Source organism: Lacticaseibacillus huelsenbergensis (assembly GCF_029726355.1).
Classification (GTDB): Bacteria; Bacillota; Bacilli; order Lactobacillales; family Lactobacillaceae; genus Lacticaseibacillus; species Lacticaseibacillus casei.
In genome coordinates this window covers 1208177-1230659 of sequence record NZ_CP120687.1, presented here as the reverse complement: position 1 = coordinate 1230659, position 22483 = coordinate 1208177, and the positions used below count along the sequence as shown (strand labels likewise).

At 47.8% G+C, this 22483-nt stretch carries 21 protein-coding genes and 2 pseudogenes; 4 read left to right on the top strand and 19 right to left on the bottom strand.

All coding sequences use genetic code 11. From position 1 onward, the window contains the following. On the bottom strand, positions 1-807 hold the full coding sequence (locus LHUE1_RS05520) for an HAD family hydrolase (RefSeq protein WP_049172011.1): 807 nt from the start codon (positions 805-807) through the stop codon (positions 1-3). A 24-nt stretch (positions 808-831) separates the two neighbouring features. Further along, positions 832-1383: a TetR/AcrR family transcriptional regulator gene (locus LHUE1_RS05515; protein WP_049172009.1), complete on the bottom strand. Its 552-nt coding sequence runs from the start codon at positions 1381-1383 to the stop codon at positions 832-834. 185 nt (positions 1384-1568) lie between these two features. On the opposite strand from LHUE1_RS05515, the gene LHUE1_RS05510 reads away from it, so the two are divergent. The 3 genes from LHUE1_RS05510 (at position 1569) to LHUE1_RS05500 (ending at position 6312) form a co-directional block, all read left to right on the top strand. After that, positions 1569-2270, top strand: coding sequence for an ABC transporter ATP-binding protein (locus LHUE1_RS05510; protein ID WP_049172007.1), 702 nt, complete (start codon positions 1569-1571; stop codon positions 2268-2270). Positions 2271-2279: 9 nt separating this feature from the next. Further along, positions 2280-4853, top strand: coding sequence for an ABC transporter permease (locus tag LHUE1_RS05505; protein ID WP_049172016.1), 2574 nt, complete (start codon positions 2280-2282; stop codon positions 4851-4853). 202 nt (positions 4854-5055) lie between these two features. Next, on the top strand, positions 5056-6312 hold the full coding sequence (locus LHUE1_RS05500) for a cell wall hydrolase P40 (protein WP_277848296.1): 1257 nt from the start codon (positions 5056-5058) through the stop codon (positions 6310-6312). 196 nt (positions 6313-6508) lie between these two features. On the opposite strand, the pseudogene LHUE1_RS05495 reads toward LHUE1_RS05500, so the two are convergent. The 12 genes and pseudogenes from LHUE1_RS05495 to LHUE1_RS05440 form a co-directional block, all read right to left on the bottom strand. Beyond that, positions 6509-7618, bottom strand: a pseudogene (locus LHUE1_RS05495) (NAD(P)/FAD-dependent oxidoreductase). Between the two features lie 19 nt (positions 7619-7637). Next, positions 7638-8711, bottom strand: coding sequence for an ammonium transporter family protein (locus LHUE1_RS05490; RefSeq protein WP_049172000.1), 1074 nt, complete (start codon positions 8709-8711; stop codon positions 7638-7640). A 295-nt stretch (positions 8712-9006) separates the two neighbouring features. Further along, positions 9007-9258, bottom strand: a pseudogene (locus LHUE1_RS05485) (cysteine peptidase family C39 domain-containing protein); the annotation flags it as partial. Between the two features lie 39 nt (positions 9259-9297). Continuing rightward, entirely contained in the window at positions 9298-9984 is a 687-nt protein-coding gene (locus LHUE1_RS05480; protein ID WP_277848295.1) for a rhomboid family intramembrane serine protease, read from the bottom strand. Positions 9985-10399: 415 nt separating this feature from the next. Further along, positions 10400-10603, bottom strand: a complete 204-nt coding sequence (locus tag LHUE1_RS05475) for a hypothetical protein (RefSeq protein ID WP_049171992.1) — start codon at positions 10601-10603, stop codon at positions 10400-10402. A gap of 187 nt (positions 10604-10790) precedes the next feature. Next, positions 10791-11087 carry a bacteriocin immunity protein gene (locus LHUE1_RS05470; RefSeq protein ID WP_049171990.1) on the bottom strand — a complete coding sequence of 99 codons (297 nt, stop codon included), beginning with the start codon at positions 11085-11087 and terminating at the stop codon, positions 10791-10793. A 99-nt stretch (positions 11088-11186) separates the two neighbouring features. Further along, positions 11187-11396, bottom strand: coding sequence for a leucocin A/sakacin P family class II bacteriocin (locus tag LHUE1_RS05465; protein ID WP_053091158.1), 210 nt, complete (start codon positions 11394-11396; stop codon positions 11187-11189). 1486 nt (positions 11397-12882) lie between these two features. Next, positions 12883-13098 (bottom strand): Blp family class II bacteriocin, encoded by a 216-nt coding sequence (locus LHUE1_RS05460; RefSeq protein ID WP_049171988.1) that lies wholly within the window; start codon positions 13096-13098, stop codon positions 12883-12885. Positions 13099-13280: 182 nt separating this feature from the next. Continuing rightward, positions 13281-13499 carry a Blp family class II bacteriocin gene (locus tag LHUE1_RS05455; RefSeq protein WP_049171984.1) on the bottom strand — a complete coding sequence of 73 codons (219 nt, stop codon included), beginning with the start codon at positions 13497-13499 and terminating at the stop codon, positions 13281-13283. 444 nt (positions 13500-13943) lie between these two features. Next, positions 13944-14138: a hypothetical protein gene (locus tag LHUE1_RS05450; protein WP_010490250.1), complete on the bottom strand. Its 195-nt coding sequence runs from the start codon at positions 14136-14138 to the stop codon at positions 13944-13946. 237 nt (positions 14139-14375) lie between these two features. Then, the gene (cydB, locus tag LHUE1_RS05445; protein ID WP_010490252.1) at positions 14376-15395 is read right to left on the bottom strand and encodes a cytochrome d ubiquinol oxidase subunit II; all 1020 of its coding nucleotides are present in this window, start codon (positions 15393-15395) and stop codon (positions 14376-14378) included. Then, positions 15388-16866 (bottom strand): cytochrome ubiquinol oxidase subunit I, encoded by a 1479-nt coding sequence (locus LHUE1_RS05440; RefSeq protein ID WP_070651037.1) that lies wholly within the window; start codon positions 16864-16866, stop codon positions 15388-15390. Before LHUE1_RS05440 ends, cydB begins: the two co-directional genes overlap by 8 nt. Positions 16867-17223: 357 nt before the next feature. On the opposite strand from LHUE1_RS05440, the gene LHUE1_RS05435 reads away from it, so the two are divergent. Next, complete coding sequence (locus LHUE1_RS05435; protein ID WP_025013654.1) at positions 17224-17730, top strand: type 1 glutamine amidotransferase domain-containing protein; 507 nt, start codon at positions 17224-17226, stop codon at positions 17728-17730. Positions 17731-17809: 79 nt separating this feature from the next. On the opposite strand, the gene rpsR is transcribed toward LHUE1_RS05435, so the two are convergent. The 5 genes from rpsR to gyrA all read right to left on the bottom strand — a co-directional run bounded on the left by rpsR (position 17810) and on the right by gyrA (position 22424). Next, on the bottom strand, positions 17810-18046 hold the full coding sequence (rpsR, locus tag LHUE1_RS05430) for a 30S ribosomal protein S18 (RefSeq protein ID WP_003568467.1): 237 nt from the start codon (positions 18044-18046) through the stop codon (positions 17810-17812). A gap of 89 nt (positions 18047-18135) precedes the next feature. Next, complete coding sequence (ssb, locus tag LHUE1_RS05425; protein WP_049171979.1) at positions 18136-18729, bottom strand: single-stranded DNA-binding protein; 594 nt, start codon at positions 18727-18729, stop codon at positions 18136-18138. A 29-nt stretch (positions 18730-18758) separates the two neighbouring features. Then, positions 18759-19055, bottom strand: coding sequence for a 30S ribosomal protein S6 (gene rpsF / locus LHUE1_RS05420; RefSeq protein WP_010490297.1), 297 nt, complete (start codon positions 19053-19055; stop codon positions 18759-18761). A gap of 126 nt (positions 19056-19181) precedes the next feature. Continuing rightward, positions 19182-19613, bottom strand: coding sequence for a single-stranded DNA-binding protein (gene ssb, locus LHUE1_RS05415; protein ID WP_049171976.1), 432 nt, complete (start codon positions 19611-19613; stop codon positions 19182-19184). Between the two features lie 180 nt (positions 19614-19793). Continuing rightward, entirely contained in the window at positions 19794-22424 is a 2631-nt protein-coding gene (gene gyrA / locus LHUE1_RS05410; protein WP_049171973.1) for a DNA gyrase subunit A, read from the bottom strand. Between the last annotated feature and the right edge of the window lie 59 nt (positions 22425-22483).

The window sequence follows — 22483 nt, the reverse complement described above, 5'->3', positions numbered from 1 at the left end:
CTAGCCTTCCTGCGCCTGCAAGACTTGATCCATCACATGTAAAACGCCATATTCATCATTGCTACGGGTACGATATTTGGCATGCTGTGCCATACCCTGCGTCGCATTCGCCATAATATAACTGTAACCAACTGTCTCCAGCATCGGAATATCATTATCATAATCACCAAACGCCATCATCTGAGCAGTCGGAATATCAAAATGCCGACTCAAAATCCGCATCCCGCGGCCTTTATTCACGCCGAGATTTTGAATATCCAACCAAGTTTCGCCACTCACCTGAACCGTATAATCCTGACCAAACACTGGCCGAAAATAACGATCGGCATTTTTGCGACTATCCGCATTAGGAAAATAAATCGTGACCTTATCGACTTCTAGCGACATATCCAGCAAATTCGGCACCTTTTTGAGCTTGTGGTAAAACGGCAACAGCGCCGGTGCATATTTGGCATCAACCGCATTGATATACGCGGCATCCAAGGCACATAGCACCGGAACGCCATCGGTTTTTTCAAGAATGAATGACACAATCTCGCGATACTTGGCCGCGGAAATCAAACTTTTTCCGATGATATGGCCATGCGTTGCCACTAAACCGCCATTATCGCAAACCAGCGAGATGTGCTGGCTGAAGTGTGGAAAAGTTTCCTGCAGCGTATATAACGGTCGGCCACTGGCAGCGACGAATTCGATGCCTGCCTGATGAAGCCGGTGTAAGTAACGATCAAAGTGCGGTGGTAAGACGCCTTTGCTGGTTAACAGCGTCTGGTCCATATCACTGGCAATTAATTTTACATTTCGCATCTTTTTCTCCCATAAACGAATTAGTTAGTGCGGCGCCCCTTTGGTAACCACGTTCTCGATCACCTTCGCAATTTGCTCCGGCGGCTCTTGCATGCCATGCTTCAGCCACATGGTTAATACACCCACGGCCCCATTAATGAAAAACGTATAATAATAATCGAGATGATCTTTATCGGTCTCGCCGTACCAAGTTTGATAACGTGACTGCGTTTGTGCCTGAATCGGCCGCACGATTTTTTGTAAAACCGAACTATCCGGTGTGGTTAAAAGAATCGTTGCGGCTTGCGGATGTTGCATAATGACCTTGAGAATCGGCACTAACATCCTGGTCATATCGTCTATTTTAACACTGAGATACGGTTGGATTTCATTGAGTAAATCGGTTTCAATTTGTTCGAATAAAGCCAAGGGCGACTGGAAGTGCAAGTAAAAGGTTCCGCGATTCAGATCCGCCTGCCGACAAATCTCCGTTACGGTCACGTCATCCAGCGCCTTGGTTTCCAAAATCTGCAGTAAGGCGGTCTTAAACCGACTCACCGTATACTGAACCCGGCGATTGTCCCGTGTCCCTGACATCAACGTTCACCTCTAAACCAACATGATTTCAACAAAGTGTTCATTTCAAAACAGATTTTCCGTTTCTGTGCTTGAACGAATACTTTTAATCTAACATAATGTCATTCAATGAACAACGTGTTGAATTTATGGGCAGACCAGCGGCACATGCTCAGCTCAATGCGATCGTAGGAGGTTTTTTAATATTGGCATATATCGAAGTCAAACATGAATCTAAACGTTACAAAATGGGGGAAACCACCATTACCGCCAATCAGGATATCAATTTTACCGCGGATCAAGGTAAGCTGACGGTTATCCTCGGCCCCAGCGGCGCGGGCAAGTCGACGCTGCTGAATATTTTAGGCGGGATGGATTCGCCCACAGAAGGGGAGGTCTGGATTGACGGGACTGACATTGCGACGTTTTCCGATAAGCAACTCACGGCTTTTCGGCGGCACAATGTCGGTTTTGTTTTTCAGTTTTACAATCTAATCCCGAACCTGACGACTAAGGAAAACGTTGAGCTGGCTGGGTCCATTGTGAAAGATGCGTTGGATCCGACCACCGTGTTGCAGCAAGTTGGTTTAGGCGCGCGGCTGGACAATTTTCCTTCGCAGCTTTCCGGCGGCGAGCAGCAGCGGGTGGCGATTGCCCGCGCCTTGGCGAAGAATCCGAAGCTGCTGCTGTGTGACGAACCAACTGGCGCGCTGGATTACAAGACCGGTAAGCAAGTGCTACAACTATTACAGGATGCCAGCCGCAAAGATCATAAAACCGTTTTGATCATCACTCACAACGCTGCGATTGCCAAAATGGCTGATCGGGTTATCGAAATCAATGATGCGCAGGTCCGCAGCATTCATGACGAAGCCGCACCAACGCCAGTCGCAGATATTGAGTGGTAGGTGATCAGTTTGAAACCATTAACGAAAAATCTTTGGCGAAACATTCGTGATTCATTGGGCCGATTCATCGCGATTGTCATCATCATTATGCTTGGCGTTCTTTTATTTGTCGGGGTCAAAGCGACCGGTCCAGCGCTCAAGGACTCCTTGAACACGACCGTTAAAGCCGATCATCTCGCTGACAGCCAGCTCCTGGCAACCACTGGCGTCACCAAAGCCCAGGTCAAGGCAGCACAATCGGTTAGCGGCACTCAGGCAGAAGCCGTCAAGTTCAAATACGCAATTGGTGGCAAGGCCAGCGATGTCGTCGCCTTGTACGGCTACCAAAAAACGGCCACGATCAACCGCCTCCACCTGACCAGCGGCCACTTGCCGACCCACCATAACGAAATCGTGCTAGATTCAGTCGCCAAAAAAAGCGGCTACAAACTCGGGCAACATTACACATTCGCCCGCAACAGCGGTCTCAACCGGCGAACCTACACGATCACCGGCTTCGCGGACTCGCCGGCCTACATTGAAGACACCAGCCGCGGATCCGCCAATATCGGGGATGGCACGGTACGGTATTTTGCCTATATTCCTGATCAACAAATGAACATGCCGGTTGCCTCGCAATTGAACATCCGCTTCCCGGGACTGCAAAAGCGCGACACATTCAGTTCTTCTTACAAAGATGCGGTTGCCGCCAAAATGAAACAAGTCAAACGCCGCGTCAAAGACCAGGCACAAAAAGATTTGCAAACCATGATCGAAGCCAAAATTGTGCAGGCCGCCACCAAGAAGGCCACTGCCCAGGCCACCGCAGCAGGTATGCCAGCCAGTGCCGCTGCCACGACCGCGCAGGCGGCGGTTCAGAAGCAACAAGCGACGCTGAAAAAACAAGCCAGCACGCGGGCGCAGAAACAACTGACCACCAGCCTCACTTGGCAAACGCGGAGCGACCTGCCAGGATTCGGTGACTACGGCGGATCAGCGGATCGAATTGCCGCAATCGCTAATGTGTTCCCGGTGTTCTTTTTCCTTGTGGCCGCCCTCATCACCTTTACAACCGTCAGCCGCATGGTCGAAGAAGCCCGCGCGCAAATCGGCACGTTTAAAGCACTTGGTTACGGCAAATGGGCCATTGCCCGGAATTATCTTGCTTATGCGGCACTTGCCGGTTTATTCGGCGGAGTCATCGGCGTTTTTGCCGGCAATCTCAGCATTCCGCGGATCGTCTTGAGTTTGTATAAAAACTACATCCCACTCAAACAAGTCGTGACGCTGCAATGGCCACTCATTGCCTTGTCGATCGTACTCGCCTTAATTGCCACGTTGGGCGCCGCCATCATCGTTGTCCGCAACGAATTAACCGAAAAACCGGCAGCCTTGATGCGTCCGCGGGCACCTAAATCCGCTAAACGCATTTTACTTGAACGGATCACGCCATTATGGTCGCGACTTTCTTTTAATCAAAAAGTCAGCTACCGCAACCTTTTCCGGTATAAATCACGGCTCATCATGACCATTCTTGGCATCGCCGGCGGAACCGCCTTAATTCTTACCGGCTTCGGCATCAAGGATTCCATCACTGCCACGGGCACCTTGCAATACAATGATGTGGTTCATTACCAAGCCATCGCTCGCTTGGCGGATGGTAAAACTCCTACAGCAGCGCGCACCGTCTTGAAGAAAAGCAATGCCTATCGCAGCGCCGGCACTGTCAGCAGCGCTGTGGCCAAGCTCAGCGTCAATGGCCACCAAATCAGCGATGTTAACCTCTTTGCTCCATCAAGCGGCAGCTCCCTTGAACCATACGTCAGCCTCCGCTCAACCAAAACCAACCAAAAGTTGACGTTGCCGCGTTCCGGCATCGTTATTACCAGCAAAGTGGCCAAATCACTTAAAGTCGGCACTGGCGATCGCTTAAAAATCACCACAACGGATGGCAAGAAACATAGCTTTAAGATTAAAGGCATCGCCAAAAACTATGTCGGTCATTTTGCCTATCTCTCAAACACCAGCTATCGGCAACTTGCCGGTCAGCACACAGATCCCAACGCTTTGCTCGTTCGCTTACGCCCGCAGACCACGAAGCAAAACGATCGATTAGCCAAGCGTCTTCTGAATCACCATGCCATTATCGGCATCAGCTTTACCACCACAGCGAAAAAGACGCTTAGCAACATGAGCGGCATGCTGGATCCGATTGTCCTGATCTTCATTCTCTTAAGTGCCGTTTTATCCTTCGTGGTCCTGTACAACCTGAACAATATCAACGTTTCCGAACGCATTCGGGAATTGTCCACAATTAAGGTGCTGGGATTCTTCGATCGTGAAGTCACTATGTATATCAGTCGTGAAAGCATCGTGCAGACGATTGTCGGCATTCTCTTCGGTTATGGGTTAGGCAATCTTTTGACGGCGTACATTTTGCAACAGGCAGAAACTGCCGACGTCGTTTTCCCATTGACTATCAGTTTCACCGGCTACCTCACGGCCACGCTGCTGATGATCGGCTTTACTGCCATTGTCACTTGGCTCACCCACCGGCGCCTTCAGCGGGTTGACATGGTCGAAGCGCTTAAATCCAACGAATAACTTACAATTTTGTCATGCAGTCGCAGCGCGCGGCTGCTTTTTTTCATCCAAAATTCACCAAAACTGCCGAATAAAAACCTAAAATCACGTAAATTTGACCGCCAGATGAAGATTGAGAACAACTCCTAACAGTTCTGTAATGGTGACGTAACATTGACACAGTAAAGTAGCCTTTAGTTAATTAATTAAGGGTGAGGTCAAAATGAAATTCAATAAAGCTATGATTACATTGGTTGCCGCAGTTACCTTAGCAGGTACTGCCAGCGCCGTTACACCGGTTTTCGCTGACACGAGTGCCAGCATCGCTTCTAACAAAAGCGAAACCAACGAATTATTAAAGCAAATCGAAGCAGCCAACACTGAAGTCATCAATCTTAACAAGCAGATTGATGATAAGAATTCGCAAATCAGTGATGCCACAGCCAAGATCAGTGCAACAGATGCCCAGATCAAATCATTGAGCGGCCAAATCACGGCTGCCCAAAAGAACGTGACGGCACGGAAGAACAATTTGAAGGATCAGTTGATTTCCCTTCAAAAGAAGGCTGGCAGCTCGGTTAGCGGTAATGTCTACATTGACTTCGTGTTGAACTCACAAAGTCTTTCAGACCTGATCGCCCGCACCATGACCGTTGGCAAACTCAGCCAAGCCAGCAAGGAAGCGCTGGACGCTGTGACTGTTGCCAAGGATAAACTGGCAGCATTGAAGAACCAACAGGAAACAGCGCGTCAGACGTTGGTTTCAACCAAGTCATCGCTTGAAACCCAGAAGTCTCAGTTGGTTACCTTGCAAAAGACAGCTAGCGACAAGCAGGATGCCTTGAACAAGCAAATCAATGATCACCGTGACGAATTGGTTGCATTGCAGAGCCAGTTCGCCCAAGAACAGGAAAAGACCGCTGCGGCAACCCAAGCTGCTTTGAAGACGGTCGCTGCATCGACCGGTTCTGCATCAAGCAAGAGTGCCGACAGCAGCAGTTCAACAACTAAGGCTGCTTCAAGCCAAAGCACCCTCTCCACAACCAGCACTTCTTCCAACAGTGGTGCCACATCATCCGTCATCAGCAACAACACCAATTCAGGTAGCGGCAGCCATGCTGATTACAGTAGTTCAGCCAACACTTATCCTTGGGGTCAGTGCACCTGGTATGTTAAGTCTGTTGCTTCATGGGCAGGCAATGGCTGGGGCAACGGCGCTGAATGGGGCGCTTCCGCTGCAGCTGCAGGCTTCACGGTTAACCACACACCGGCAGCCGGCTCAATCATTGTCTTCGCTGCTGGCCAATCCGTTGGCGGGCAATGGACTGCTGATGGTCAATATGGTCACGTTGCTTACGTTCAATCCGTTTCCGGCGACAGCGTCACCATTTCCCAAGGCGGCATGGGCTTCAGCTCACCAACCGGCCCGAACACCCAGACCATCTCTGGTGCAAGCAGCTACACTTATATCCACCAGTAATTTTACCCACCCTTAATCACGTCTTGGGATCCCATTTTCGGATACCAACCTAAAAATACCGCGGGAACCAAAAGAAGCCTTCGAATCTATGCAAGTGCATAGGTCCGGAGGCTTCTTTTTATGGTTGTTGTGGTCATTGCATTGCCGCGTCTTCAGCGCAACAGGCAATGCAACGACGCGGCAGGTGCGTTAAATCCTAGCAATCGCACGCCACATCGCATGTGTCGCAATCGTCAAGATAGAAACTGTTGGCACGACTCACCGTTACAAAATCGCCAATGTCCCATTTTTCCCGTGCGGCTATTTCATTCACGATGACACCAAACCGTTGGCGAAACTTGTAAATGTAGCAGAAGATCGCGTCTTGGTGGCGAACGTCCGGACCGACAACAAACACGTTTTTGGCGCGGGTCGATTCATCAACGTCACTTAACTTGATTTCGCCATCAGCACTTTCGAAAAGTTCCGGCCATAATTTTAGCGGGCCCGGGTTGAATCCCGTGCACAAGATCGGTTTGTATGGCGTCGTGATGGTGCGGCCGTCGGTGAACCACAACTGATACTGTGATGGGGAATCGCTGGTCACCGTTTTTAAAGTCGCATTTTGTTGTAAGGTGATCCGATCCGCAACTGCTGGCGGCAAATCCAAGAACCGACGCCGAGTGTATGGAGCCAGGCGGATGCTGGGATCAGGTGAAGCAGCGTTTAAGCCGGTCGATTCCGTGATCATCAAAACTTTATGCCCAAGCGTGGCCAGATTGATCGCAGCATCCACGCCGCTTTCATTGCCACCGATGACAATTTGGGTTTCCCCTGGCAAATCCTGCCAGGAATGCACCTGCTGATAGTGAATGACATTTTCAGGGTGATCGGTTAACTTCGGAAAAGCAAATTGCCCGACCGCCATAATCAGATATTTACTTTCAACGACACCATGATCGGTCTCAATGGTATAGCTGTCTGCATTGGCCGTAATGGCGCCAACACGTGTATGTTCAGCAATCGGTAACGTATAAGTCTCTGCCACCAGCTTCAAATAATCGGCAAACTAGGGTCCACTAAGATGTTCCGTCCCCAGCGTATATGCCGGCGACGTTTCCATGGTAACGGCATTTAAGTCCGGCATACCGAAACCATTGCTGGTAAATGATGGCGTGATAAAACGGGTTTCTTTTGGCCAGTTGCGAAAACTTTCGCCAATCTCACCTTGCTCCAAAATCTGAAATTGCTGACAACCTAATTGTTTCAAAATGACGCCGACGCCAATTCCGGCTGCCCCGCCACCAATAATCGTAATTTGATTCATCTATTTATTTCTCCTTACATCAATCCAGACGCTTACTGTCACGCACCGTTAATCGATTCAGTCCGGTTTCACTCACATGCGCCGCAGCCTGAGCCAAAAAGGTGCCGACAACGGTCAACCCAACCGTCACCAAGACCGCCAACAGCTCCACGCCAGCGAAACGGACACCATCCTGGCGCGTCACCAATCGCGCCACCATCAGCCCGATAACGCCAGTCAATCCGCCAACAGCATTAATCGCAAAAGAATCAACCGCATCGTAGAATCTTTTAGCATGTTGCATTTTCACGACCGCTGTTTGACATAACCCGCCGGAAACAACGGCGACTACGGACATGGTGCCTGCGCCGACATAGCCGACCAAAGCCGTACTCGTCACTAATCCGCATAAAATGCCATTCAGTAAGTCACCTAAGCTCACCGATTGCGTTCGCCAATACGTCAACCAGCACCAGCCGGCAATCGCCGCCAAAACCGTAATGAGCGTTTTGATCAGCACCTGCAAAGCCTGGGCATTCAGGCCACCCACCGGCGCTAAATTAAAGCCTAACCAGCCCACCAGTATCATGATCGTTGCGGCGTAATCCGTACGAAAATCATTCGCCACAACCGCCTCACGACTGCGGGTCAACGATTTTGCCAAGACAAGACTGGTCAGCCCCGCCGTCAGATGCACGACAATACCGCCGGAAAAATCCAGTGCACCCAGTCGCTGCAACCAACCGCCATCCGACCATAGCCAGTGCGCCAGCGGGCAATAAACCAACGCCGTCCAAACCGGCACAAAAATCACCAAGTAACGACTATGCTTAAAGCCAACAACGGTCCCGATCAACATGGCGATCGCATATAAGTAAAAATCCATCTGCACCAAGCCACCCAGCAAATCCGCAAAACGGTTAACCTGTAACAGATTGGTGCCAAACGCCAGGTAATTCCCAAACACCAACCAGCAGCCGATCGCCATCATCAACGCAACGCTCATGGTTAAAAGTGCGGGCTGCTGCCGGGAGCGAGGTAACATACCCACGTATAACAGCGGTACGCTAAAGATCATCGGCAGCATGATCAGGAAACAGACAAGTGCAAACATAAATGACCCCCTTGTAAACTTTCGTCAGCCTGGGCATCAGGCTGAGCCAGCGTTAGTGACCCTTTGCTATTCAGTTGTGAATGATCGCTTCTACCTATAGACATGCGGTCAGTATGTGTGGCTATTTTTGAAGCTACCTACCTCGCTTTCTAAAACGTAACCATTACGATTAAGAAGCGACTGTTACCTTATCATTTGTTGGTTAGTGGTGTCAACTGATATTTTTGGCAAAAAAAGACAACACCCTGGAAAAAGTGTCGTCATAATGCCCATTTCTAAAAACCGGGATACATTAATTAAACAAACTCATGTCCGTTTTTATTGGACTGGTCTCAAAGTCTAAGCTTTCCGCGGCTCGAACAATGCCTAATGCTGTCGTTCCTTCCTGGTCGGTTTTCGCTAATTGTCTTAATCGGGTGAGCGAATAGTCTGACTTGTTATATCTCAGTATCATATTGAGCGCGGCAACACCACAGTCACGTTCATCAATCTGTGGTGAGTAGTAGCGGTTATAACGGCTGGCAAATCCATATTTAATGTTAACCATAGAGCTTCCCTTAATTTTTAAAGCAGCAGTGTCAGTTGGTTAGCTGATCGTTTTGGGTCTAAGGAACGGTATCTTTTTCCAATTTCTTAAGATCAAAATTATGAATGTGCAAAGGAGACCGGCAAGGACACCACATAAATGCGCAATTTGTGTCAAGATCTCAACGTCTGAAGCACTTACGTTAGGAATAAGTCCGAAAATGAAATACCAAAAGAATCCAAATAAAATAATTTTTGAAATTAAAGAAAAAGCTGGCTTTTTTATGAAAAATGCTAATACAACCAACGGAAATAGGGCATATACCGACAGTGACGCACCGTTAAACGTATAAATATAGAGGCCGATTCCGAAAGATGTTTGAATGTATCCCCCAAACACAAAACAAAATAGGAGGGTCGCAATCCAACTAGAGACAAAAAAGCTGGTTACAAGAGCCATGCTTCCGATCTTCCATTCTATGAAAGGTCCCAAAATAATAATCGGAAGAATGTTTATCAATAGATGGTTCAATTCTGCGTGATAAATAGAGCCTGTTACGATGTACCACAGCTCTCCTCGTAGAATTGAGGGAATATTTCCAACAAAGTTAGAAGATGGAATTAAGAATGTATTCGTCAAAATAAGAAATAGCCAATAGAAGAATAGAAGCATGCAGCAAATAAAGAGAATTCCTTTGGCTGCAAAAAATATTGCAAGTAGATTAGCCTTCTTCAACTTCAAAAGCATATGTTTAAACCTCTCTCTCTTTTAGGCACTGTTGCAATGTTAGTGACAAACAATTTGATCACAAGTTGGCAAAAAGGCGGATTTGGTCAGATCCGCCTTTTTGAAACACGTAGACTTTATTTTCTCTTAAACTACAACTTATCGACAAGCAGGTCTTAGTTTATTGCGTAATGACGTCCAGCACGACGAGATTTTCTAGGACCTGAGTGATAGGTTGGTCCTTTCGGGCCAGGGAGATCCGAGATTTTAAACGTAAAGCCGGCACCCCCGCCTCCGGTAACGGGAACTCGGCTACCACCCCCGATAGTTACCTGAAGTTCATTGTTAGCAAGGACCTCGGCGTTTCCAAGATTATTCAGCTTAGCTTTATACATATGAAACCTCCGTTTTCTAGTAATGGTAGATATCAGTAGAGTTAGATATCCTGCAGAATCGGTTTAACAATAGGAATCGGATATCTTTTGCCATGCTTCGGACGTTCAATTGGTGGCACGCGAACCAAATTTGACTTTTCAGATGCTTGTGCAGCATTCAGAAAGTCTTCGTTAGTGCCGCCTTTGATCTTTTCGAGGGTGCTTGCATCTAGCTTCATGGCGTGAATAGCGTTCGTTGTGTTCATGTAGTTGTTTCCTCCATGAGTCTTCTCTGTTAGTGCATAAATGAATGCGCTTAATAGAGTGAAAGCGGTGCCGTTCCTGATTAGTATCCGTCACAAGTATCTGCTAATACCGTTCATCAGATGGCTAGGAATACATTGCGGTTTTGAACAGGACAAAAAGTCACCATTGTAGTTTCTAATGTCATATTCAATAGCCATATCTGATATTTGACAGTGAAGAAAGTTGTCCAATTTTGTCAGACTGCAGCTTGGTCAATGTAATCCTGTCTCTTATTAAGACATTAGAAATTTCCAGATTCATCCGACTTAAAATAAGTGGGACAGCGGCTTGTTTTTGAATTAGGGCTTCACGATAATTCCTCAGTACTTGCTGAAGAGACGCGCTTTGTGGATTGTTCTTCAAGTCAAGAAGCAGTTGATCAATGATATCCGTTGCCTGTTTGGCCCGATCATTACCGCCAGAGTACCATTTTAAAATACCCATAATTTCACCCCATGAACGTTGCGCTTTTAGATCTATGCAATCACAGAACTTTGAGCTTTTCAGAATGAGCGTATTAGCGCTGGCCTCTTTGTACCAATATTACTTGATGCCAGAATTCCAACCCGCTTGACCGCCAGTAAACCAGTTTGCTGCCATATTGTTTCCGATGCTGTTGATAGCTTCTCCCCAGTTTACGTAGCACTTTTTCTTGGTGCAATAAACACCATTACCATAGTATTTACCGCCTCCACCCCCGGTGATCTTAGAAATTTCAGCATCTGACAAAGGTACGATTGTTTCTTTGAACATACTTTTCCTCCTCATATCAGTTGCGATAGTGAGAACAAAAAGCTTTTTAAGTGGAAAACGTTTTTCTAAAGACAAATTAACAAATGGCACGTGATCATGTCAATGTTTTTTTGCTGTACTTCAGTTTAATAATTGGAGTGTATAATAATTAGCATTTTATTTATTATTAAAACATTGCTTCTTACATACCGACAAAAACAATTAGTTTATTATGTTAAAAATTGATGTTTAAAAATTAGCAAATGATGAGTTTGGGATTACAGAACACACTAAGCTTCACATGAACTATCCGGAGCGCTGTTTAGCCATAAGCGACTCAATAACTAAGTTAATGTGTGTTGATTGCAAATTAATTGACCTAGACTAAGTAGTGCGGTTGAGCTTCTTCGAATCTCCCCATTGGGCTACAGTATGATCAGCGGACAAAAAGTTAATCGAATGGAACCAGCTGGCTCTCTTCGTGTCAATGATCTGTTGTAAGACATTGAGGCAGGTTTGGGCGTGGAATCAGGAAGTTTGTAGATCAACTCACAGCGGCTCTTACGCTCTGCTAGGGTGAGTAGCGCCGGTTCGTTGAGGACGCCGTTTACCTTTCATCAGATCGCCTTCCCAATCCCAAAGGTTTTACGTTCATTCACCGCTTGCGGCCGCTGTTCGATGGAAGTTCCTGCAAGGCGTTTGTTCCCGCGTTCATGGTGACAACTTATGTGTTTGATATGGTGGTGGAGCTTCTCGGGTTAGCCGTCTTGTCCAAGAGCAAGAGCCCGCGGTCGAGGTAACGATAAACGGTCGGCGTTGAAGGACAGGCACGGGAGAGGTAGAGACGCTTAATTAGATGACAGTAACCATCGATTCTTTGCAGGCGAAGCTTGGTCTTTTTGACTTTGGTCGTGAGCCAGTGACGAAGAAGTGCCAGCGCCCCTTCTAGTAGTCGTGTTAGCAACGCTGCTTATGTAGAATCTGCAAAGTATCAGCGAAGTATACCTCGTAAGACAGGTAGTTCAACCTTAGTTGACGGATCTTACCACGATCAAGTTCCCGACTGATGGTACTCGGCGATCGGTGATGACGATCGACAATCCTTCTAGTAGAAAAGGCTTTCGTACGATAAAGCCCCTCAATGACGCCGACGATCTTCAGCGGTGAATTGAGTGTAATGTCGAGTGCTGTTAAACTTGTATTGAGTCGTGAAGATATCACATTTCTTGTTGTTTTGACGCTTCAAGGATAGGTCTTTATGGCCTGTTTTGTTAAACTATTCCCAATGGATTGGTCTACTTCAACCGATGTTGCACTTCGATTTTAAATCCGGCAAAAATTTATAATTCCTTATACGTCAAAAAACAGTCTCCTCAGTTCGGTGCATGAGAAGGCTGCTTTTGCAAGAATACTAGAGTATCTTTTGACCAGTTTTAGACATCAATTTATTTTAACGTCTAAGACAATTGAGGCTTATCAAAACAGGATACGTATTAGCCATTGGGAATTAGCAGCCTACGGAATATCCACTTAGAATACCACCGAGTGTCCCGTAAAGACCACCGAGAGTGATGCCTGCTGGACCAAATCCACTTAAAGCCGATGCTCCGTTCAAACCACCAATAGTTCCACCGCCAACAAGCCCCAAAAAGCACTTACCGACATCACGACCTCCAACAATTTTTTGCATTTCAAGTTCACTTAACTTTCTTATTTCGTTCATGTTCATCCTCCGTTGCAAAACTCTTCACAGAAAAATACTTCACCATCATTTCTGCGAGCGTAACAATTATCCAAAAAAGCGGAATTATTGTTAACACATTCAACATGGCCCGCCCGAATGTATCACCGACCAACAATCTAACAAGGACATTGGCTAATCCGGTACAGATCCAAAAAAGAAGCTTAAAAACAAGTTTGCGAAGCACCGGCGATAGCGCCCCCAATACCCCCTAAAATGCCTAATCCTCCAATAACATACACATTTTTAGTTTTTGCACCTAACCCTGCTCCTGTTAGGATACCCCCAACACCGCCGCCAACGGTTCCGGCAAGGCATTTCCCTGCATCCCCACCAACAATTGACTGCAACTCATTTGTACTCAAAATATCTAAGTTATTCATGTATATGCTCCTTTTTAACTGAATGACATGTGGCTCTCACGAAAATAATTGACAATACTATAAAGATCATCAAAAACTTTCATGGAAAAACTGTACTTGTTTTTGCAAAGTCGACTTTACTTTTTTAGTATAACTACAGATTCAAATTTTTTGTCATAAAAAAAATAAACGTCGACTTTTGGCCAATTAACGTCGTTTTACTCAATATTTTTGACTCAAATGAACCTTTTTACGACATCAGCACTTGTATTAAGGCAACATCTTAGATTTTACTTTTGGCCGAAATCATTCAACCTCAAAAACTTAACTAGTACATATGAACAAGCAGCTCACGTCGACTGATGATAACTCACTATGCGTCGCGCAACTTATACGTAAAAAAGACACCCGAAGCCCCACACAATCACTGTGGAAGTTTCAAGTGTCCTTCGTACGAAACTTTTCTCAAGCCTTCTGCCGGCCATATCCCTTTAAGGTTGCCCGAATCGCGAATCCCAAAGCGATGAGCGCAATGGTGTACAAAGCGACATTGCCGTAAAACTTACTGATCGGGTTCCAGAATACCGGCCAGAAGACTTGGTAGAGCCAGAAGCCAACGACTAGCAGGCCCCAGAAAATATTGATCCAGATTTTTTTCATAGTACACACTCCCTTTTGCTGAGCGTGAGCTGGCGCGTTCAGGAGCCGGAGTATAAGTGGCCTTGGGCGAGATGAGATGGTCGGGCTTTGACCATTGCGACCAAGGTTCTTATACACAGGCTCCTGCGCCAGCAAACGCGTTATGCCGAGCGTGAACCGGCGCGTTTAGGAGCCGGAGTATAAGTGACCTTGGGCGTCCTTATATGCAGGCTCCTGCACCGGTGAACGCGTTATAGCCTAAATCATTGGCGATGCCGGTGCGTTGTAATACTTATTGATCAGGTGATAGGCGGTTGCCTGTAAGCCGACCATCAAGATGATCGTGAAGCCAAACAGCCATGCAGTCCAAAGTAGTGAAACCGGGCCGCTGGTTGCGGTTAAGGCGGTGACTGAGGTGCCTCGCGCCCGACCGACAATCAGCGTTGGAAAGACGCCGAGGAAAATGGTGTAAATGAAGCTGGCCATCGTGCCGACACTGAGCCAGAACGTCACACGCGGATGGTGGTTAGCAATGGACCAAGTCTCAACCCCAAGGAACGCGACCAACAAGATCAGCAGTAACGAGACGATGACTGGCCGATTGGTGAAGAACCGGGTATAGAACGGCAACAGGACGGCAAATAGGACAACCGCCGCATAAAGTGCCCAAGTTGTGCGTTTCAGGGCCACGGTTAATTGTTCAGCGACATTGGCACTGACTTTTTTGATCACTCGGGTCAAGCCGACATTCAGACTCAGCAAGACCGCTAAAATACCGCCTAAGATGCTGAACGGTGTCAGAATGTCGCCCATGCTGGCATAGACAAACCCATTACGAATCGGCACGCCGCTGACCGTGGAGCTAAAGACGATGCCGAGCAGGAACGGTGGCATCAGACTGCCGATAAACAACGCCCAGTCCCAGAACTGATTATAGTGTCGGCTATGCCATTGATTGCGATAATCAAACGCGACGCCGCGAAAAATCAAGAAGAACAGCATCAGGAAAATCAATGGATAATAGCCGGAGGTCAACGCCGAATACCAGCCAGGATATGCGGCAAACATGACGGCAAATGCAGTAACGGCCCAGGTTTCATTGCCGCCCCACACCGGTCCGGTTACTTTCATAATCTGTTGCCGCCGTGACAAATCATCGCCCACAAAGAACGTTGCCATTCCAGCACCAAAATCGGCGCCATCAAGGACGAAGAACAACATCAGCTCGGTAGAAATGATGCCGAGGAAAATGACTTGCAAATTGGAAAGACTAGGCATGGCTGAACGCCTCCTTTGCAAACGGATCTGGAATGGTCCGGTCTTCCGGATAATCGCCGGTAATCTGTGGCAAGCCACGGGTGACGGTACGATGCGAGATATAAATCATGGTGCTTACCAAGAAGACGTCAGCAATGAAGAACAAGGCGAGACTCGTTCCCGCCTCCGTCGCCGTTAAACTTGGCGAAACCGCATCATACTGTGTCAGCAAGCCGTAGACAACAAACGGATAGCGACCGACTTCAGCAACAATCCAGCCTGAAGTAAACGTCAGGTACGGAAGCCATAACGTCCAGCCCAACGTCCGCAGCGTCTTTGGATGCTCCTCAATTGTCGACTCACGCCGGTGCAGCATAATGGTTGCAAACAGCGCAAACATAGTGAAGAAGTAGCCTGCATAAACCATCAGATGCATCGTCCAGAACAGCAGCGTTACTGGCGGATAGTAATTCATCTGGCCGTCATAGGATTTGGCAACGGTCTTATCAAACTTTGCATGATACATTTTGGCCACTTGATTCATGCCAGGCATCGCACCGGTAAACGTGTTTTTACCAAAATACGTGCCCATGTTCGGAATCGAAATGGCTTTGGTCGTGTGATCCTTTTCATTGATCAGCGCAGCCATTGCCCAAGGCGCACCGGTTGTGGCACTCCCTTCCAAATCATAGCGTCCTTCAATTGCCGTGAACTTCATCGGCTGCAGTGCGGCGGTTGCGGCACCCTGATCGTCACCTTGTGCAGGCTGTAGGAAGGCCGCTGGCAACGCAATCAGTAAACCGATTTGAACGGCAATTTTGAACGCCGCAGTATCACGCTTATGCAGAATCTGCCAGGCCGAGATGCCGGCTGTCACAAACCCGCCGGTGATCAGAATTGCAAATAAAACGTGTAAAAATTCCGGCCGGTACTGTGGATTCTGTAACAACGTAATCAAACTGTCCAAACGGGCACGGCCATTTTCCAAGTGGAAGCCATAAGGATTTTGCATAAAGGCATTAATCGCAATAATCCAAACGACGGAAAACAGTGATGCTCCCAACATCCCAACGCCTAGCCAAGCGTGGGCGCGTTTTGGCAATTTACCCCAAGTAAACCGCCACAAACCGATGATAGTTGATTCAATGAAGAACGAAATCATACTTTCAATGGCTAACGGTACACCAGAAACATCGCCCATCAAGCGGGTAAAGGCCGACCAGTTCATGCCGAATTGAAATTCCATAATCAACCCGGTGACAACGCCGGTCCCAAAACTAAAGAAAAAGATACGGCTAAAGAATAGCGTTAAACGGCCGTATTTTTCAGTGTCGCCACGACCATAGGCATATAAAAATTCAAAAATCATGGTCGTCAGCAACATCCCGATGGTGGTTGTCACAAATAGAAAGTGCGTAATGGCGGTCACCGCAAACTGCATTCGCGATAAGTTCGTGACAGCCAACGGGATCGCGGCTAATGTGAGCCCCATTTTGATCACCTCTGATAATCAAACCCCTGATATAAGTTCATTTTGCTCTTCTGATCATCGTCATTGTAAAACAAAATCAAAATTTGATATAACGATAAGCTTGTGATTTTGTTCGCATTAGCTAACGTTAACATAAGTTACTAGTCAGCGGGTTAGCACGCCTCTGTTTGTTTGCCAAAATAACGAGGGACTGCTGTTAATATGACTCTGATACGGCCGCTCATTTTCTTGAAACTTATAGAGTTGTTCATCCATAATCCTGGATAGTTCACACAAAATTAGGATTTTAATCCTTTGCATCAACACTTTTAAACCGTTAAACTAGAATAGTAATACATGCTGAAAGGGGCTTTTAAAATGGCAAAAATTGCTGTTCTGGTTACCGATAACTTCGAGGATGCGGAATTAACCTCACCCGTCAAAGCGTTAAAGGATCAGGGCCATGACGTCACTTTGATTGAAACGCAAGCTGGGAAGCAAATTACCGGTAAACATGGCGCAACGGCAACGATCGACACCACGATTACCGATGTCAAACCGGATGATTTTGACGGCTTACTGCTTCCAGGCGGTTTTTCGCCAGATGAACTTCGAGCTGATGATCGCTTTGTTAATTTCGTCAAAGCCTTCCTGTTGGCCGACAAGCCAGTCTTTGCGATCTGCCACGGACCGCAATTCTTCATCCAGACAGGCTTGACCAAGGGCCGCACCATGACCGCCTACACAACCGTTCGCCCGGATCTTTACTATGCAGGGGCCATCGTTAAAAATGAACCGGTCGTCGTTGACCATAACTTAGTGACAAGCCGGACACCTGATGACTTGCCGGAATTCAATAAGGCAATGTTGGCGCAATTAAAGTAATTAACGGTGCTGACTGACGAGCACAAAAAAAGGATGTTTCTGCCGCGATTGGCAGAAACATCCTTTTTAAATACCGATATTAGTCTTCCGAAACAAACGGCAGAAGACCCATAATCCGCGCTCGCTTGATTGCGATCGTCAGCTTACGTTGGTTCTTAGCGCTGGTGCCGGTTACCCGACGTGGCAAAATCTTGCCTCGTTCTGAGATAAACCGATCCAACAAGTTCGTGTCTTTATAATCGATGTATTCGATGTGGTTAGCGGCGATGAAGTCGACTTTACGACGACGACGGCCACCACGGCGTTGTTGTGCCATGAGAATTCCTCCTTCTCTATCAAAGATTCCAAGTCGACATTGCTTCCTTACGAACCAATGTCTTCGCTAAGCATGACCTTAGTCACACATTAGAATGGCAGATCATCATCGGAAATATCGATCGGTTTACCATTATTGGCAAAAGGATCGGGATTAGCAGCATTGCCATTGTTGCCTTGGCTTTGACCTGCTGCCGGGTTTTGGCCCGGATTCGATGATGGTGCATTGTTCGGGGCGCTTTGGGAACCAAAGCTAGGTGGGTTTTGCGGCTGCTGGTTATTACCAAACTGCTGCCCACCGCCATAATTCTGGTTGCCTTGGCCAGCGGGATTCGCAGATTCGGACGGCCGTTGTTGTGTCGTTGCCCGTGATTCCAGCAATGCAAAGTTCTCAACGACGACTTCGGTCACATAGACTTTCTGCCCTTGCGCATTATCGTAAGAACGCGTCTGAATGTGTCCTTCAATCCCGACCAGTGAGCCTTTCTTGGTGAAGTTTGCGAAATTCTCCGCTGACTTACGCCAGATCACACAATTGATAAAGTCGGTTTCCCGTTCACCGTTTGCACTGCGGAACTGGCGATCAACGGCCAAAGTGAATGAACCGACAGCTGTACCGCTTTGCGTATAGCGCAAGTCAACATCTCTGGTTAAACGACCTGTCAATGCAACACTGTTAAGCATGCCGTAGCGCCCCTTTCAAAAAGTTACAATTAGTCTTCTCGCTTCACGATCATGTGACGCAGAATATCATTATTGATCTTGGCAAGACGGTCAAATTCATTGATCGCTTTGTCATCTTCTGCGGACAAGTTCACGATATGATAGAGACCTTCGTTATACTTGTTGATCTCATATGCGAGCTTACGCTTTTGCCAATCCTTGGAATCAATGATGCTGGCACCATTTTCCTTCAAAATATTGTCAAAACGTTCAACCAAATCAGTCTTTGCAGCATCGTCTAAATCAGGACGAATGATGTAAGTTACTTCATACTTGGTTTCAGCCATGACGATTCACCTCCTTATGGACTTTAGGCCCCGGTCGTTTGCCGGAGCAAGGAGTAATAAGGCTACAAAAATAGCCGGATACTCACAAGGTAAAATTGTAGCATAGATTCGCTCCGAATACTACTGCTAAAATGGTAAATCATCCGTAGCCAGCTCCGGTGAGGCTGACGGATCACCTGCTGGCATCCCATCAGTGCCGGTTGCCTGCAAGGTGCCGGTCCGCCGACTTTCGGTCATCGCCCGCGACTCCAACCACGCAAAATTATCAACCACCACCGACGTCCGCCACCGCTGTTCACCTTGTTTATTTTCAAAATGGTTGTTACTGATGCGCCCGGCAACGCCGATGAGCGACCCCTTCGTTGTTGAGCTGGCAAACGTCAACGCCCGTTTGCCAAAAATCACGCACTCGATAAAATCCGTTTCGCGTTGTCCGGTTTTGTTCTTAAAAACCCGATCCACAGCCAGCGTAAAGCGAACCAGCTCCAAATCAGCTGCTGTTTTAAACACCTCTGGTTCCTTCGTCAGCCGACCCGTCAAACTCACACAATTTAGCATATGCCATCCTCCATCTCATCGCGCTATTTTCGCTGTCGGCTATACATTACGCAAAAAGTTTCGCGCTTGATGGTACGTGTCCTCATTTTGTGGAAAAATGGCAACGCAAAAAAATACCGCTCAATCCACCCATCATCTGGGCAGGATTGAACGGTATTCCTCATAATGACTCAGGCACTTTTAGTCCTCGTCCTCGTCTTCGTCATTAGCATCAGATGCAGGCTGATCAGTCTCAGCGCGATCCAGCAGTTTGTTGACCTGCTCATCGGCATTACCTGCGTATTGTCCGTCAGCTGGCTGCTGCTTTGAATCAGGATCAGTCGGTCCGGCTTGCGGATCGGTTGGCTGGTCTGGCTTGTTGCCATCTTCCGGATCATCGGTTTCTGGTTCAACCTTAGCCATCGTTGCGACCTTGGCATCATCGTCTACCCGAATTAACCGGACACCCAGGGTTGCGCGGCCTGTCTGCGAGACGCTTTGGATATTGAAGCGAATCATGACACCGGAATCGGTCATGACCAGAATATCCTCAGTCCCGTTAACCGTTGTCACACCGGCAAGTGGGCCGTTCTTTTCAGTAATGTTGGCGGTCTTGATACCTTTACCGCCACGGCCCTTGATCGGGTATTCCTTCGCGGCAGTGCGCTTCCCATAACCCTTTTCGGAAATCACGAAGACTTCGGAATCCGGTTTGAGAATGTCGGAGCCGACAACGTAATCATGGTCACGCAAGCGAATGCCGCGGACCCCTGTTGCTGATCGACCCATCGAGCGCACATCCTGTTCCTTGAAGGCCACGCTGTAACCCAGATGCGTGCCGATCAGGATATTATCCTGACCTGATGTCAAAATGACATTATTGAGTTCGTCGTGATCCTTCAGATTCAACGCGATCAGGCCATTGCTGCGAATATTGGCAAATTCTTTGACTGGCGTGCGTTTAACGACACCCTTTTGCGTGACGAAGAACAGGTACCGGTCATCTTTTTGACCTTCGTGGACGTTGATGACGGTTTGAATCTTTTCGCCAGCGCCGACACCAAGCAGGTTGATGATCGGAATGCCTTTTGCCGTCCGGCTGTATTCCGGAATTTCGTAGCCTTTACTACGATAGACCTTCCCTTTGTTGGTGAAGAATAGCAGCACGTCATGAGTTGAGGTGGAGATCAGACGTTCAACAAAGTCGTCATCATGAACGTTCATACCTTGAATCCCGCGGCCGCCACGATTTTGCGCCTTAAACTCGCTGGTTGCCAGGCGTTTGACGTACCCGTTATGGCTCAACGTGATCACGACATCTTCCTGTTCAATCAGATCTTCGTCTTCAAGGCTCAGCACTTCGCCGACCAACAGCTCTGTCCGCCGCTTGTCGCCGAATTTCTTTTGAATATCCAGCAATTCATCATAAATGATCTGGTGAACTCGTTCAGGTTTGGCAAGAATATCGGTGTAATCCGCAATTGCTGCTTCAACATCTTTATATTCATTTTCAACCTTATCGCGTTCCAGACCGGTCAGGCGAACCAGCCGCATGTCCAAAATGGCTTGGCTTTGTTTATCGGACAAATTGAACTTGTCCATCAAGATGACTTTGGCCTTGTCTCCGGTTTCGGAACTGCGGATGATCGTGATGATTTCGTCAATATGATCAAGCGCAATCCGCAAGCCTTCGAGAATATGCTCGCGCGCCTTGGCTTTCTTCAGTTCATATTGTGTCCGCCGCCGAATGACATTTTCCTGATGATCCAGGTAATATTGCAGAATCTGTTTTAAGCTCAACAGCTTCGGCGCACCGTTGACAATTGCGACCATGTTAAATGAAAAACCGGTCTGCAACGGTGTTAGCTTGTACAGATTGTTCAGGATCACCGAAGCACTGGCATCCCGCCGGACATCAATGACGATCCGCATCCCGTCACGGTCAGATTCATCCCGCAACGTGACAATACCATCGATCTTCTTTTCGTGAACCAGATCGGCAATCCGTTCCACCATTTTAGCCTTATTGACCATATACGGAATCTCGGTGATGACGATTCGTTCGCGGCCGGATTTTTCGGTCTGAACATCAACTTTCCCGCGCAGCACGATGGTTCCACGGCCGGTTTCATACGCATGGCGAATGCCCGACTTGCCCATGACTACGCCGCCTGTCGGAAAATCAGGTCCCGGCAGCGCCTGCATTAAGTCCGCCGTAGTCGCGTCCGGATTGTCCATCAGCACGTGCAAAGCGGAAATGGTTTCAGACAGATTATGCGGGGGAATATTGGTGGTCATCCCCACCGCAATCCCGGTAGCGCCGTTCACCAGTAAGTTCGGGAACCGTGCCGGCAAAACAACCGGCTCTTTTTCGGTACCATCATAGTTGTCCTGAAAATCAATCGTGTCTTTATTGATATCGCGCAACATTTCAACGGCGATTTTACTCATTCGGGCTTCGGTATACCGCATCGCAGCGGCACCGTCACCGTCGACCGACCCAAAATTTCCGTGGCCATCAACCAGCATATATCGGTAGCTGAAATCCTGCGCCATCCGCACGAGTCCTTCATAAATCGAACTGTCACCATGCGGATGGTATTTCCCCATGACATCCCCGACAATCCGCGCACTCTTCTTATACGGCTTATCCGGCGTCACTCCGAGTTCATTCATGCCATACAGAATCCGTCGTTGAACCGGCTTGAGGCCATCGCGGACGTCAGGCAAGGCCCGCGCCACAATGACACTCATCGCGTATTCAAGGAATGATTTACGCATTGTTTCGCCGAGATTCACATTCGTAATCCGGCTTTCTTGGCGATCATCCATTAAGCGAAAAGTCTCCTCTCAAAAGTTCTCATATCCGACCGGTTTGCTATCCGTCAATC

Excerpts from the sequence above, each read along its gene's own strand:
- LHUE1_RS05520 (WP_049172011.1), bottom strand. The coding sequence starts at position 807 with ATGCGAAATGTAAAATTAATTGCCAGTGATATGGACCAGACGCTGTTA.
- LHUE1_RS05515 (WP_049172009.1), bottom strand. The coding sequence starts at position 1,383 with ATGTCAGGGACACGGGACAATCGCCGGGTTCAGTATACGGTGAGTCGG.
- LHUE1_RS05500 (WP_277848296.1), top strand. The coding sequence starts at position 5,056 with ATGAAATTCAATAAAGCTATGATTACATTGGTTGCCGCAGTTACCTTA.
- LHUE1_RS05490 (WP_049172000.1), bottom strand. The coding sequence starts at position 8,711 with ATGTTTGCACTTGTCTGTTTCCTGATCATGCTGCCGATGATCTTTAGC.
- LHUE1_RS05480 (WP_277848295.1), bottom strand. The coding sequence starts at position 9,984 with ATGCTTTTGAAGTTGAAGAAGGCTAATCTACTTGCAATATTTTTTGCA.
- LHUE1_RS05475 (WP_049171992.1), bottom strand. The coding sequence starts at position 10,603 with ATGAACACAACGAACGCTATTCACGCCATGAAGCTAGATGCAAGCACC.
- LHUE1_RS05470 (WP_049171990.1), bottom strand. The coding sequence starts at position 11,087 with ATGGGTATTTTAAAATGGTACTCTGGCGGTAATGATCGGGCCAAACAG.
- LHUE1_RS05465 (WP_053091158.1), bottom strand. The coding sequence starts at position 11,396 with ATGTTCAAAGAAACAATCGTACCTTTGTCAGATGCTGAAATTTCTAAG.
- LHUE1_RS05460 (WP_049171988.1), bottom strand. The coding sequence starts at position 13,098 with ATGAACGAAATAAGAAAGTTAAGTGAACTTGAAATGCAAAAAATTGTT.
- LHUE1_RS05455 (WP_049171984.1), bottom strand. The coding sequence starts at position 13,499 with ATGAATAACTTAGATATTTTGAGTACAAATGAGTTGCAGTCAATTGTT.
- LHUE1_RS05450 (WP_010490250.1), bottom strand. The coding sequence starts at position 14,138 with ATGAAAAAAATCTGGATCAATATTTTCTGGGGCCTGCTAGTCGTTGGC.
- cydB (WP_010490252.1), bottom strand. The coding sequence starts at position 15,395 with ATGCCTAGTCTTTCCAATTTGCAAGTCATTTTCCTCGGCATCATTTCT.
- LHUE1_RS05440 (WP_070651037.1), bottom strand. The coding sequence starts at position 16,866 with ATGGGGCTCACATTAGCCGCGATCCCGTTGGCTGTCACGAACTTATCG.
- LHUE1_RS05435 (WP_025013654.1), top strand. The coding sequence starts at position 17,224 with ATGGCAAAAATTGCTGTTCTGGTTACCGATAACTTCGAGGATGCGGAA.
- rpsR (WP_003568467.1), bottom strand. The coding sequence starts at position 18,046 with ATGGCACAACAACGCCGTGGTGGCCGTCGTCGTCGTAAAGTCGACTTC.
- ssb (WP_049171979.1), bottom strand. The coding sequence starts at position 18,729 with ATGCTTAACAGTGTTGCATTGACAGGTCGTTTAACCAGAGATGTTGAC.
- rpsF (WP_010490297.1), bottom strand. The coding sequence starts at position 19,055 with ATGGCTGAAACCAAGTATGAAGTAACTTACATCATTCGTCCTGATTTA.
- ssb (WP_049171976.1), bottom strand. The coding sequence starts at position 19,613 with ATGCTAAATTGTGTGAGTTTGACGGGTCGGCTGACGAAGGAACCAGAG.
- gyrA (WP_049171973.1), bottom strand. The coding sequence starts at position 22,424 with ATGGATGATCGCCAAGAAAGCCGGATTACGAATGTGAATCTCGGCGAA.